The following is a 14,561-nucleotide window of genomic DNA, read 5'->3' on the forward strand; positions in this document are numbered from 1 at the left end:
GCCACGGGGGCGGGCGCGGGGGCGGCCTTCGGAGTCTCCTCGCGCTGACGGCACGCGGCGCCCGCGAGCAGCAGCGCCACGGCCGCGGAAGCGACCTTCGCTCGTTCTGGAGGCACGTGCCTTCCCTCACTCCGTGTCGGGCGCGTCCATGGGCTGGCCCAGACGGAGGGCCGCCACGGCGCGGCGGTATTCGATGGGCAGGCGGTCCGCCCTCACGTGGACCTCGCCCGCGAAGTCCAGCGGGTGCGCCTTGGGGCGCTGGCCCTCGGCGATGCGGCGGTCCTGCTCGAGGATGGCCAGCTCCGACTTCACGAACATGTCCCCGAAGTTGCGAATCCTCGGGTGGTACGACGCGAAGTAGAAGCACTGCATCTTCTCTTCCGACACCGGCGAGGCCGCCGCGTACACGGTGTGCGTGTAGAAGAGGGTCGGCTTGAAGGCCAGGCGCACGGTGAAGGGCAGTGTCACGTCATACGTGAGCGTGGTCCGGTCCACCCGGGGCGCCATGCCGCCGATGCTCGGCGAGAGCGCCGGGTACTGGATTTGCGCCCGCAGCCCGCCGGGGCGCCGCTCCACGTCGTAGGCGGGCACCTCCTGCTGCTCGGGGTTGCCGAACGTGCCGTCGTGCACCCACGACAGGTGCGCCACGTCGAGGACGATTTCCAGCATGCGCCCGGCGGACACGTCCCAGTCCAGGCGCGGCAGCGGCACGGTGGCGAGGCTGCCGTCCTCCAGCTCCGGCCACTCCGGCAGCGGCGCCGCCGGCTGTGACGCGAGGCATACCCAGACGAGGCCGTAGCGCTCGGCGCAGGCGTACGACGCGAGCCGCGCCTTCCCGGGGATGGGGGCATTGGGCTGGGAGGGCACCTTCACGCAGCGCCCGTCCCCGCCGTACGTCCAGCCGTGGAAGCCGCAGCGGAGTCCTTCCGCCGAGGGCTGGCCATGACACAGGTCCGCGCCGCGGTGCGCGCAGTAGCGCTGCGTGGCGGCCACACCCGAGCCGGTGCGCCAGACGACTCCGTCCGTGCCCAGGAGCTGGAACGGGAGGGGGCGCTCCTTCAGCTCGTGGGAGAAGGCGACGGGGTGCCAGAAGGACTCGAAGGCCTCCCGGTACGGGCGCGGGCTGGAGACGGTACTCACGCGAGGGCGAGAGGAGCGATCTTGCTTTCGATCTCCTCGAGCAGGAAGTCGATCTCCTCGATTTCGTCGAGCTTCTCGGGCGCGGCGGCGGACACCGGGGCGGCGACGGGCTCGGCTGGGGGGGAGGCAACCGCGGACACAGCCGGTGTGACGGACGAGGAGGGCAGCTCTTCCGACGCCATGATTGCTCCTTGCTGAGGGGGCGCCGATGCTCCGAGGAAGCAGGGGAGCCTGTCAACCTGGGTCCAGAAACATCCGGGCGGGTTGACACATGCCGTCACGTTTCGGCCGCAATCGCAGACACGGAATGTGTCACCTGGCAGTGGAACGGCCAGTTGTCCGATGTGCGGGCGCGGTCCGGGCTTACTCGGGAAGGGGTGAGGTGGCCCCCTGCTGCTCGACCTCGTCGGTACGGTAGAGTCTGCCGCCCCCCATGCCAGCCTTCTTCGCCCGCGCCCTGGCCGTCCTGTGCATCCTCCATGGAGGCGTGGCGGTCGCGGAGTCCTGGAAGCAGGCACGGCCCGGCACGAGCACGGAGAGACAGGTGCTCGGGCTCTTCGGTGAGCCCACGTCGCGGCGCACGGAGCACGGTGAGCACGTGCTCACCTATGCCGAGGAGCAGGCTCCCGCTGGCACCGTGCGCGCGGACTTCCTCGTGGAGGCGAGGTCCGGGCGCTTGCGACGCATCGACGTGTTTCCCGTGCGCGCGCCCTCGCGTGACGGCGTGGAGCGGATGTTCGGGCCCGCCTGCCGACGCGCGGGCGGCGCTCGCAAGCCCTGCTACGAGGTGAGGCTCTCCTCCCTCAACGAGCCGTACTTCCACTACGCATCGCGTGGGCTGGCGGTGTTCTTCGCGCGCGGCGAGGTGCGGGCCCTGTCGTATCTGCCTCCCGCTCGCGGGCGGCGGGCCCTCACCGTCGAGGTGGAACCGCCCGTGGGGATGGAGGACGCCGGAGCGGAGCGGGCCCGCGGGGGCACGGGAGACCTCGGGGTGGATCGCCTGGGGACGGTGACGAAGTCGCCCGCGCACGCACCGGCATCGTCGGCGCTGGCTTCCGCTGCGCCGGCCTCCGCATCGGGCGCTTCGGGCATCGCGCCGGCTTCTTCATCGGGCGCTTCGGACCTTGTGGTGGCGCGCGGGACGGCTGCCTCCTCGTCGCGCGATTCTGGCGAGCCGCGGCCGGCGACGATGGAGCGCCCTCCGGAGGCGGGTGGGCTGCGGCCGGCGACGATGGTGGACCCACGCGTTGCCAGCGAGCTGCGACCTGCAACGATGGAGAGTCCTCGCGATTCCGGTGAGCTGCGACCGGCGTCGATGGAGAGTCCTCGCGATTCCGGCGAGCTGCGACCGGCATCGATGGAAGGTCCCGGCTCGGGCGGGCTTCGACCGGCGACGATGGATGATTCCGGTTCGGGCGAGCTTCGGCCGGCGACGATGGATGACTCTGGCGCAGGCGAGCTTCGGCCAGCGTCGATGGAAGGTCCCGGCGCAGGCGAGCTTCGGCCAGCGTCGATGGAAGGTCCCGGCGCGGGCGAGCTTCGGCCGGCGTCGATGGAAGGTCCCGGCGCGGGCGAGCTTCAGCCGGCGACGATGGATGGCCCCGGCCCGGGGATGGCTGGCAATTCGGTGTCGGGGCCACGCCCGCTGAACGAGCCGGAGGACACCGCTTCCGAGGCGGCTCGCACCGACGTGCTCACGCTGGGAGGCTTCTACTTCCAGCGCGCCGAGACGGCGCTGTCCCGCCGCGCGTCGGACGAGACCACCGCCGCGCAGCCCAACTTCCCGGCGCTCGTGGACGTCTACCTGGACTTCCGGCCCCAGGAGAACCTGCGCACCTACGTCGTCGGGCGCCTGCTCTATGACCCCCTCGACACGGAGCTCTCCACGCCCGCGACGAGGCTCGACAAGCTCTGGCTCTACTTCGGCCTGTTCGACCACGTGTTCGTCACCGCGGGACGCCAGTACGTCAAGTGGGGCAGCTCCCGCGTCTGGAACACCACCGACTTCCTGCGAGCCCCCAATCCGGATCCGCTCGGTGTCTTCGACCTGCGCCCGGGCGTGGACATGTTGAAGGTCAACGTGCCTTTCGAGTCGCTGGCCTCGAACCTGTGGTTCTTCGGCACGGCCGCCCTGGAGGACACACCCGACGGCGCGCCCTCCCGGATTCGCTATGGCGGCGCGGTCCGCGCCGAGGTCGCGCTGGGCACGAGCGAGCTCATCGCCACCGCGTCCTTCCTGGAGGGACGCCGCCCCCGCTACGGATTGGACTACTCGCTGGGCATCGGGCGGTTCGACCTGAACGCCGAGGTCGCGTTGCTGCGCGACTCGGACTTCCGGCTCTGGCGGCGCGACGGCGGCGGCTTCGCCGAGCAGCCGGTGGACGGAACGAAGGTCCAGGCCAGCGGCGGTGTCGCGGCCGAGCTGCGCATGGCGGACATCTACCGGGCCGTCGTGCGGCTCGAGGGCTTCTACAACGAGCTCGGCAGCACCGACCGCGAGCTGCTCACCTGGGCCCAATCGACGGGGGACTACCGGCCGCTCTACTTCGGCCGTCTCTACGGAATGGCCCAGCTGTCCGTCACCCGGCGCAGCGCCAACGAGCCCAACGTGTCGCTCACCGTGCTCGGCAACGTGAGCGACCCCTCGTTCCTCGGCCGGCTGGACTTCGGCTTCAAGGTGCACGAGGCGATCGTCGCCGGCTTCGTGGAAGCGCCCTTCGGCGAGCGCGGCGGCGAGTTCCGATTCCAACCCGACCCCTCCGTGGCGAACCTGCCCGCGACGGACCTGGGGCTCTTCCGCGTCGGCATGAGCCTCCGCCTCAAGCTGTGACGCCTCTTCCTTCCCAATGACCGCGCCCAAAGACACCGACTCCTCCCTTCCCGGTGAGCGCACGCCGCCGGAGCCGGTCCCGTCAGCCCAGTCCCGGAGCAGGAACACCCTCGTGCCTCCGGCCCGACTCACGGAGGCCGAGCGCCGGCGGGTGCTGGAGGAGTGGAACGCCACCACCTCCGACTATCCCCGCGACTCCACCCTGCCCGAGGTCTTCGCCCAGGTGGTGGAGCGCTTCCCGGACCACGTCGCCGTCGAGTTCGGCGGCACGCGGCTCACCTACCGGGAACTGGACGCGCGCGCGAACCAGCTCGCCTGGCACCTGCGCCGGCTGGGCGTGGACGCCGACACCTGCGTGGCGCTGGCCGTGGAGCGCTCGCTGGAGCTCATCGTCGCCCTGCTGGCCATCCTCAAGGCCGGTGGCGCCTACGTCCCGCTGGACCCGTCCTATCCGCGCGAGCGGCTCGCCGCCATGGTGGAGGACGCGCGTCCCCGCGTGCTCGTCACCACGCGCGCGGCCGTGTCGAAGCTGCCCACCGAGGGTCTGGCGACGGTGCTGCTGGACGAGGTCTCCCTCGCCGGCGAGCCCACGCAGGCGCCCCCCTCGCGGGCCCGGCCCGACACGCTGGCCTACGTGGACTTCACCTCCGGCTCCACCGGCAGGCCCAAGGGCGTGGGCACCACCCATCAGGGCGTGCTGCGCAACCAGCTCGGCGTGGACTACGCCCGCTTCGGCCCCGAGCAGACGCTGTTGCTGCTGGCGCCCATCTCCTTCGACGCCTCCACTTTCGAAATCTGGGGAGCGCTGCTGTACGGCGCGCGGCTGGTGGTGATGCCGCCCCAGGCGCCTTCGCTGAAGGAGCTGGGCCAGGTGGTGCGCGAGGCCGGCGTGACGACGCTGTGGCTGACCACCGGCCTGTTCTCCCAGGTGGTGGAGGAGCACCTGGAAATCCTTCGCGGCGTGCAGCAGGTCCTCACCGGCGGCGACGTCATTCCTCCCGCCCATGTGCGCCGGGTGGTGGAGACGCTGAACCTGCCCGTCACCGCCTGCTACGGCACCACGGAGACGACGGTGTTCGCCACGGCCTTCACCGCGCGAGAGGCGTCGCGGGTGACGGGCACGGTGCCCATCGGCGGCCCCATCAACAACCTCAGGACGTACGTGCTGGACGAGCACGGCGAGCCGGTGGGCGTGGGCGTCACCGGGGAGCTGTTCATCGGTGGTGAGGGGCTCGCCCGCGGCTACGTGGGACAGCCCGCGCTGACCGCGGAGCGCTTCGTGCCGGACCCGTTCAGCGGCGTGCCCGGCGCGCGCATGTACCGCACGGGAGACCTGGTGCGCTGGCGCGAGGGCGGCGTGCTGGACTTCGTGGGCCGCGCGGACGCCCAGGTGAAGGTGCGTGGGTTCCGCATCGAGCTTCCCGAGGTGGAGGCCGCGCTGCTCGCGCGGCCGTCCGTGCGCGAGGCGGTGGTGGTGGCGCGCGAGGAGTCCCCCGGCGACAAGCGCCTCGTGGCCTACGTGGTGCCGGACTCGGGTCAGTCCGTGGAAGCGGGCGAGCTGCGCTCCGAGCTGCGGCAGCGGCTGCCCGAGTTCATGGTGCCGTCGGTGGTGGTGGTGCTGGAGTCGCTGCCGCTCACCGCGAACGCCAAGGTGGACCGCAAGGCGCTCGCCGCCATGCCGCTTCCGGCGCAGGCCTACGCGCCGCGGACGCTGGCTCCCGGCCAGGAGCCGCGCGGCCCCGTCGAGGAGATGCTGGCGCAGTTCTTCTGCCACGTGCTCGGCCTGGAGGTGGTGGCCCGCGACGCCAGCTTCTTCGACCTGGGAGGCCACTCGCTGAGCGCCTCGCGGCTGGTGGCCCGGGTGCGGCAGGCCTTCAACGTGGAGCTGCCGTTGGCCACGCTGTTCTCGGCGCACACGGTGGCGGACCTCGCCCGCGAGCTGTCCGAGGGCGCCCGGAGCGGCGTGCCGCCCCTGCCCGCCCCGGAGCGCCGGCCCGAGGGAGCGCCGGCCCTCGTCTCCGCCGCGCAGGAGCGCATGTGGTTCCTGCACCAGCTCCAGCCCGACCTGCGGGCCTACATCTTCCCGGACGCCGTGGAGCTCCGGGGGGCGCTGGACGTGGAGGCGCTGGAGGCCTCGCTGCGGCTGCTGCTGGAGCGCCACCCCGCGCTGCGCACGGCGCTCGCCGCCCGGGAGGGCCACCCGGTGCCACGACCGCATCCGGTGCCGGAGCGCGTGCTGCGCGTGGAGGACTGCTCGGACACCGCGGCGGGCGGGCTGCCCTGGGAAGCGCTGCGGCGGGAGGCCTCGCGCCCCTTCGACCTGGAGCAGGGGCCGCTGTACCGCTTCACGCTGTACCGGCTCGGCGCCGAGCACCATGTCCTGCTGCTGGTGCTGCACCACATCGTCATGGACGGCATGTCCCTGGACATCCTCGTCCGTGAGCTGGGCGAGGCCCAGGCCGCGCTGCGCGAGGGACGCGCGCCCGAGCTTCCTCCCCAGGGGCTCGACTACGCGGATGCCGTGGCGTGGCTGCGCTCGCCGGAGGTGGGGGCTCGCGAGGAGGCGGACCTCACGTACTGGAAGCAGCAGCTCGCCGGGGTGCCTCCGCGGCTCGTGCTGCCCACCGACAGGCCCCGGCCTGTCGTCCTGGGGGACCGGGGGGCCAGCACGCGGCGCCACCGGCTCTCCCCGGAGCTCACGCGGGCGCTGGCCTCCGTGTGCCGGCGGTACCAGGTGACGCCGTTCATGGCGCTGTATGCCGCCTTCGCCGTGCTGCTGCAGCGCGACTCGGGACAGGACGAGTTCTGCGTGGGCACGCCCGTCTCCGGCCGCGCCCACCCCGCCACCGAGGACGTGGTGGGCCTGTTCATCAACATGGTGGTGCTGCGCACCCAGGTGGACACGCGCGCCTCGTTCGCGGAGCTGCTGGGCCGCGTGCGCGCCACCGCGCTGGAGGCCTTCTCGCACCAGCAGGCCCCCTTCGAGCGCGTCGTCGAGGCGCTCCAGGTCGAGCGCAGCCTCAGCCATTCGCCTCTCTTCCAGGTCATGTTCGACATGAGCCGGTTGGAGCACCCGCTCCCTTCCGCGTTCCCCTGGCTCGACGCGCGCTCGCTGCACCTCGACCCCGGCGCCAGCCCCTTCGAGCTGTCGCTCACCGTGTACAAGATTGGAGAGCACTACGACCTCTTCATGAGGTACCGGACCGAGCTGTTCGAAGAGGCCCGCGTCGAGCGGATGCTGGCCGGGTTCTTCCAGCTCCTGGGCCACGCGCTGGCATCACCCGAGGCGCCCATCACAGGCCTGTCGCTGCTCACGGAGGCGGAGCGCGAGCGGGTGGTGCGGGAGTTCAATCAGACGCAGCGCCCGTTCGATACCGAGGCCACCCTGGCCTCCCTCTTCCTCGCGTCCGTCACGCGCACGCCGGACGCCGTGGCGCTGGTGACTGCCGAGGGCTCGCTCACCTTCTCCCAGCTCGCGGCTCGCGCTTCACGGCTGGCCTCGCATCTGGCCGCGCTGGGCGCCGGACCCGAGGTCGTGGTGGGCGTGTGCCTGGAGCGCTCCGCCGACAGCATCGTCGCGGCGCTCGCCGTCCAGCTCAGTGGGGCCGCGTGCCTGCCACTGGAGCCCTCGCACCCGCCCGCGCGCCGCGCCCTCCTGCTGCGCCGGTCGGGTGCGCGCCTCGTCGTCTCGCGCCCCTCCTTCTTCGAGGGGGTGGACACGGGAGCGCACCTCGTGGAGCCGGACGATGCCTCCCGCCCCGGCGCGGTGCTCGCCTCGCCTCGCGCCTCCCGGCCCGACAACCTCGCGTACCTGCTCTACACCTCCGGCTCCACCGGCGAGCCCAAGGGCGTGGAACTCTCGCATCGCAACCTCGTCCATGCCTTCGCGTCCCTCGACGCCTCCCATGACACCGGCCCGGGGCACGTCTGGGCCGCCTCCACCAGCATCACCTTCGACATGCACCTCGACGAGGTGTTCTTCAGTCTGACGCGGGGGGCTCGCGTCGTGCTGCGGCAGGTGGGGCCGCTGGGCCTGGGGCAGGACATCCTCTCGCACGGCATCACGCACATCTTCATCACGCCGTCCTCGCTGGCCGCCGCCCTGGAAGAGCCCGGGGCACCCGAGGCGCTCCGGAGCCTGCGTGTCATCGTCACCGCGGGCGAGGCGCTGCCCGATGCGCTCGTGCGTCAGCTGGCCCTGACGACGACCCGCCTCGTGAATGCCTACGGCCCCGCGGAGACGAGCCTCGTCGTCACCGCGGAACTCTACGTGGCGGACCGTCCCGTGAGCCTGGGCCGGCCGCTGGACAGGAGTCAGCTCTATGTCCTGGACGCGTCGCTCCAGCCGCTGCCCGTGGGCGTGCCCGGCGAGGTGTATATCGGCGGCGCCGGCCTGGGCCGGGGCTACCGGAGCCGGCCAGACCTGACGGCCGAGCGCTTCATCCCGGATGCCTTCAGTGACGAGCCCGGGGCTCGCCTCTACCGCACGGGCGACCGGGCGCGCTGGAACGAGGACGGCACGCTCAGCTTCCTGGGCCGCACCGACTTCCAGCTCAAGGTGCGCGGCGTGCGCGTGGAGCTGGAGGAAGTCGAGGCCGCGCTGTCGCGGCTGTCTGGCGTGCGTCAGGCCGCCGTCATCGCCCGGCAGGGCGCGCGGGACATGGAGCTGGTGGCCTTCCTCGTGCTGGAGCCGGGGACCACCGACGTGCGCTCCGTACGTTCCGCGCTGGCCGCGGTGCTGCCCCAGGCCATGGTGCCCTCGCGCTTCCGGGTGCTGGACACGCTGCCCATCACCACCAACGGCAAGGTGGACCGCAAGGCCCTCGCCGCGCTTCCACTCGAGGACGCAACCGACTTCAGCGAGGGGGAGGCCTCCACCCATCAGCCTCCTCGCGGCCCCGTGGAGGAACTGCTCGCGCAGCTCTTCGGCCAGGTACTGGGCCGGGAGCGGGTGTCGCGCGACGCGGACTTCTTCGCGCTCGGTGGCCACTCGCTCAGCGCCACCCGGCTGGTGGCCCGCGTGCGCCAGGCCTTCGGCGTGGAGCTGCCGCTGGCCGCGCTCTTCACCTCGCCCACGGTGGAGTCGCTGGCCCGAGTGCTCTCCGAGCACCAGCTCACCCGCGTTCCTCCCCTGCCCGCTCCGACAGCCAGGCCCGCCGGTGAGCCACTGCTGCCGACGTTCGGCCAGGAGCGGCTGTGGTTCCTCCACCAGCTCCACCCCGGGATGCGTGCCTACGTCTCCCCCGAGGCCATTGAGCTGCATGGCGCGCTCGACGTGGGCGCGCTGGAAGGAGCGCTCCGGCTGCTGCTGGAGCGCCATGACTCGCTGCGCTCCGTCATCGCCTCCGACGAGGGGCGGCCCGTGCTGCGCATCCACCCCCTCCCCTCCCAGGTGCTGCACGTGGAGGAGGTGGCTCCGGGCACGGACGTGCCCTGGTCGCGGCTGCGAGAGGAATCCACGCGGCTGTTCTCCCTGGAGCAGGGGCCGCTGTTCCGCTTCCGCCTCTTCCGGCTCGGTGCCGAGCACCATGTGCTGCTGCTGGTGCTGCACCACATCCTGGTGGACGGCCTCTCGCTCGACATCCTCATGCGCGAGCTGGCCCAGGCCTACAGCGCCCTGTGCCAGGGGCGCTCGCCCTCCCTGCCGCACGTGTCGCTCGTCCAGGCGGACGTGGCTGCGTGGCAGCGCACTCCCGCCGTGCGGGCCCATGAGGAGGCCCACCTCGAGTACTGGAAGCGTCAGCTCGCGGGGGCTCCGGCCCTGCTCACGCTTCCCACGGACAGGCCCCGTCCGCCGGTCATGAGTGACAGCGGCGCGCTCAGCCGCCGCCATCGGCTCTCGCCGGAACTCACGCGGGTGCTGACGTCCCTGTGCCGCCAGCACCAGGTGACGCCGTTCATGGCGCTGAACGCCGTGCTCGCCGTGCTGCTGCAGCGCTACTCGGGACAGGACGAGGTCTGCGTGGGCACGCCCGTCTCCGGCCGCTCGCACCCGGCCACCGAGGACGTGGTGGGTCTGTTCATCAACACCGTGGTGCTGCGCACCCGCGTGGACCCTCGTGCTTCCTTCGCGGAGCTGCTGGGCCGCGTGCGCACCACCGCGCTGGAAGCCTTCTCGCACCAGCAGGCCCCTTTCGAGCGCGTCGTCGAGGCGCTCCAGGTCGAGCGCAGCCTCGGTCACGCGCCGCTGTTCCAGGTGCTGATGGACCTGAACCGGCTGGAGCGCGGGGCCGCCACCGCCTTCTCCGGACTCACCGCGCGGTCGCTCCTCATCGATGACGGCACCAGCCTGTTCGACCTGGTCCTCACCGTGACCGAGCACGGCGACGGGTTCGAGCTGTACTTCCGCTACCACACCGAGCTGTTCGAAGGGTCCACCGTCCACCGGATGCTGGACCACTACGTGCGCCTGCTGGAAGACGCGCTGGAGGCTCCGAAGCGGTCCGTGGGTGCGCTGTCGCTGCTCGCGCCCGAGGAGCGCCAGCGGGTGGTGCGCGAGTTCAACCCGGCACGGCGCCCGTTCGACAGCGAGGCCACCGTGGCCTCTCTCTTCCTCGCATCCGTCGCGCGCACGCCGGAGGCCGTGGCGCTGGTGACCGCCGAGGGCTCGCTCACCTTCTCCCAGCTCGCGGCTCGCGCTTCACGGCTGGCCTCGCACCTGGCCGCGCTGGGCGCCGGACCCGAGGTCGTGGTGGGCGTGTGCCTGGAGCGCTCCATCGACAGCATCGTCGCGCTGCTCGCCGTCCAACTCAGTGGCGCCGTGTGCCTGCCGCTGGAGCCCGCACACCCGGCCGCGCGTCGCGCGCTCCTGCTGCGCCAGTCCGGGGCGGTGCTGGTCGTGTCCCGGCCTTCTCTCTTCGAGACCGCCGAAGCGGGCGTGTCCCTGGTGCAGCCGGAAGACGCGTCGCACCCTGATGCCGCGTTGGCTTCACCGCGACGCGCGGGGGCCGACAACCTCGCGTACCTGCTCTACACCTCCGGCTCCACCGGCGAGCCCAAGGGCGTGGAACTCTCCCACCGCAACCTCGTCCACGCGTTCGCTTCTTTCGATGCGTCCTACGCCACCGGCCCGGGCCAGGCCTGGGCCGCCTCCAGCAGCGTCACCTTCGACATGCACCTGGAGGAGGTGCTCTTCAGCCTGACTCGCGGTGCGCGCGTGGTGCTGCGGCAGGTGGGGCCGCTGGGCCTGGGCCAGGACATCCTCCAGCACGGCATCACCCATCTCGTCATCACGCCGTCCTCGCTGGCCACGGCCCTGGAGGAGCCCGGCGCACTCGAGGCGCTGAGGAGCCTGCGCGTCCTCGTCACGGGTGGCGAGGCGCTGCCCGATACGCTCGTCCGTCAGCTGGCCTCGCCGACGACGCGCATCGTGAATGCGTATGGTCCCACGGAGACCAGCATCGCCGTCGCCGTGGACCTGTGCGTGGCCCATCGGCCCGTGAGCCTGGGCCGACCGCTGGACAGGAGTCAGCTCTATGTCCTGGACTCGTCGCTCCAGCCGCTGCCCGTGGGCGTGCCCGGCGAGCTGTACATCGGCGGTGCCGGCCTGGGCCGAGGCTACCGGAGCCGCGCGGACCTGACCGCCGAGCGCTTCATCCCGGACCCCTTCAGCGACGAACCCGGTGCCCGCCTCTACCGCACCGGTGACCGGGCGCGCTGGAGCGAGGACGGCACGCTCAGCTACCTGGGCCGCACCGACTGCCAGCTCAAGGTGCGCGGCGTCCGTGTCGAGTTGGAGGAAGTCGAGGCCGCGCTGCTGCGGCTGTCCGGCGTGCGTCAGGCCGCCGTGGTGGCGCGGCAGGGTACGCGGGACATGGAGCTGGTGGCCTTCCTGGTGCTGGAGCCTTCCGCTCTCGAAGTCGGGACGTTGCGCAGGTCGCTGGCCTCGGTGCTCCCCGAGGCCATGGTGCCCTCGCGCTTCCAGGTGCTGGACACGCTGCCCACCACCACCAGCGGCAAGGTGGACCGCAAGGCTCTTGGCGCCCTCCGGCTGGAACCGTCCGGCTCCGAAACCGGGGAACACGTCCATCAGCCACCGCGAGGTCCCGAGGAGGAGTTGCTCGCGTTGCTCTTCGGTCAGGTGCTGGGCCTGGAGCGGGTGTCGCGCGACGCGGACTTCTTCGCGCTGGGAGGGCACTCACTGAGCGCCACCCGGTTGGTGGCCCGCGTGCGCCAGGCCTTCGGCGTGGAGCTGCCCCTGGCGGCACTCTTCGCTTCTCCCACGGTGGAGTCGCTGGCCCGCGTGCTCTCCGGGCACGCGCTCGCTCGCATCCCTCCCCTGCCCGCGCCCACGCCGCGCCCCGCCGACGAGCCCGCGCTGCTCACCTTCGCGCAGGAGCGGCTGTGGTTCCTCCACCAGCTGCAGCCGGAGCTGCGCTCGTACATCATCCCCGAGGCGGTGGAGCTTCGTGGCGCCCTCGATGTGGGCGCGCTGGAGGGGGCCCTCCGGCTGGTGCTGGAGCGCCACGCGTCGCTGCGCACGGTGCTCATCTCCGAAGAGGGGCACCCGGTGCCCCGCGTCGAGCCGCTCCCCTCCCAGGTGCTGCATGTGGAGGAGGTGGCCGCGGCGGCGGACGGCACCACGGCGGTGCCCTGGGCCCGGCTGGTGGAGGAGTCCACGCGGCCCTTCGCGCTGGAGCAGGGGCCGCTGTACCGCTTCCGCCTCTTCCGGCTGGGTGCCGAGCACCATGTGCTGCTGCTGGTGCTGCACCACGTCCTCGTGGACGGCCTTTCCGTGCGCCTCCTCCAGGAGGAAATGGCCCAGGCGTACAATGCCCTGAGCCAGGGCCGCCTGCCCGTCCTCCCACCCGTGGTGCTCGACTCCGCGGACGTGGCCGCGTGGCAGCGCACGCCGGCCGTGCGGGCCCACGAGGAGGCCCACCTCGAATACTGGAAGCGCCAGCTCGACGGCGCACCCTCGCGGCTGTTCCTGCCGCTCGACAAGCCCCGCCCCGCGGTGCGCGGAGACCGGGGCGCGCTCAGCCGCCCGTATCGGCTGCCTCCCGGGCTCGCTCGCGGACTGATAGCTCTGTGCCGGCAGTACCAGGTGACGCCGTTCATGGCGCTGAACGCCGTGTTCGCCGTGCTGCTGCAGCGCTACTCGGGACAGGACGAGGTCTGCGTGGGCACGCCCGTCTCTGGCCGCTCGCACCCGGCCACCGAGGACGTGGTGGGCCTGTTCATCAACACCGTGGTGCTGCGCACCCGCGTGGACCTCCGTGCGTCCTTCGCGGAGCTGCTGGCCCAGATGCGGACCACCACGCTGGAGGCCTTCTCGCACCAGCAGGCCCCCTTCGAGCGCGTCGTCGAGGCGCTCCAGGTCGAGCGCAGCCTCAGCCATGCGCCCCTCTTCCAGGTCATGTTCGACCTGAACCGCGTGGAGCCGGGCGCCGCCACCGCGTTCGCCGGCCTCTCCGCTCGGTCGCGTCTCATCGACAGGGGCACCAGCCTGTTCGACCTGAGCCTCAGCGTGAGCGAGGACGGCGACGGCCATGAGCTCCTGCTCGAGTACGACACCGAGCTGTTCGAGGAGGCCACCGCCCACCGGATGCTGGGCCACTACGTGCGCCTGCTGGAAAGCGCATTGGAGTCTCCCACGCAGCCCGTGGGCTCGCTGTCGCCGCTGGGCGTCGAAGAGCGCCACCGGGTGGTGCGTGAGTTCAATGACACGCATCACCCGTTCGACAGCGAGGCCACCCTCGCTTCGCTCTTCCTGGCCGCCGCCGCGCGCACCCCGGACGCCGTGGCGCTGGTGGCCTCCGACGGTTCGCTCACCTTCTCCCAGCTCGCCGCCCGCTCCTCGCGCCTGGCCTCTCACCTGGCCGCATTGGGCGCCGGTCCCGAGACCGTGGTGGGGCTGTGCCTGGAGCGCTCCATCGACTGCGTCGTCGCGCTGCTCGCCATCCCGCTCAGTGGTGCCGTGTGCCTGCCGCTGGAGCCCTCGCACCCGGCCGCGCGCCGCGCCCTCCTGCTGCGCCAGTCCGGAGCCGTGCTGGCCGTGTCCCGGCCCGCGCTGTTCGAGGGCGTCGAAGTAAATGTGCCCCTGGTGCAGCCCGGGGACGAGTCACGCCCGGAGGCCGCGCTGGCTTCGCCGCGACACGCCCGCTCCGGCAACCTCGCGTACCTGCTCTACACCTCCGGCTCCACGGGCGAGCCCAAGGGCGTGGAGCTGACCCATTCCAACATCGTCCACTACTTCGCGGCCTTCGAGCCCCTGTACGCCACCGCTCCAGGACATACCTGGACCGCCTTCAGCAGCCTCTCCTTCGACATGCACCTGGATGAGCTGTTCTTCAGCCTCACCCGGGGAGCCCGCGTCATCCTGCGGCCGCTGGGCCCCCTGGGCCTGGGCCAGGACATCCGCCAGCACGGTGTCACGCATGTCGTCATCACTCCCTCCTCCCTCGCGGCTGCGTTCGAGGAGCCCGGTGCACCTGAAGCCCTCAGGAGCCTGGAGGTGTTGGTGGTCGGCGGTGAGGTGCTGCCCGATACGCTCGTGCAGCAGCTGGCCTTCACGACGACTCGTTTCGTCAACACCTACGGGCCCACGGAGACCAGCATCGCGGTCTCCGCTGAAGTCACCCTGCCCACC

At 71.9% G+C, this 14,561-nt stretch carries 4 protein-coding genes; 2 read left to right on the forward strand and 2 right to left on the reverse strand.

What is annotated here, in order from left to right; genetic code table 11:
* Positions 1-126: 126 nt before the first annotated feature.
* Together HG543_RS56885 and HG543_RS42295 are read right to left on the reverse strand one after the other, a co-directional pair.
* The gene (locus HG543_RS56885; RefSeq protein ID WP_169350621.1) at positions 127-1,140 is read right to left on the reverse strand and encodes a Rieske 2Fe-2S domain-containing protein; all 1,014 of its coding nucleotides are present in this window, start codon (positions 1,138-1,140) and stop codon (positions 127-129) included.
* Positions 1,137-1,322, reverse strand: coding sequence for a Xan family putative trans-acting RiPP leader peptide (locus tag HG543_RS42295; RefSeq protein WP_169350622.1), 186 nt, complete (start codon positions 1,320-1,322; stop codon positions 1,137-1,139). Before HG543_RS42295 ends, HG543_RS56885 begins: the two co-directional genes overlap by 4 nt.
* A 251-nt stretch (positions 1,323-1,573) precedes the next feature.
* On the opposite strand from HG543_RS42295, the gene HG543_RS54755 reads away from it, so the two are divergent.
* Both HG543_RS54755 and HG543_RS42305 read left to right on the forward strand, forming a co-directional pair.
* Positions 1,574-3,970 (forward strand): hypothetical protein, encoded by a 2,397-nt coding sequence (locus tag HG543_RS54755; protein WP_211194535.1) that lies wholly within the window; start codon positions 1,574-1,576, stop codon positions 3,968-3,970.
* A 112-nt stretch (positions 3,971-4,082) separates the two neighbouring features.
* Positions 4,083-14,561, forward strand: a 10,479-nt coding sequence (locus HG543_RS42305) for a non-ribosomal peptide synthetase (RefSeq protein ID WP_169350623.1), incomplete at its 3' end; no start/stop codon positions are given.

This window comes from Pyxidicoccus fallax, assembly GCF_012933655.1.
Classification (GTDB): domain Bacteria; phylum Myxococcota; class Myxococcia; order Myxococcales; family Myxococcaceae; genus Myxococcus; species Myxococcus fallax.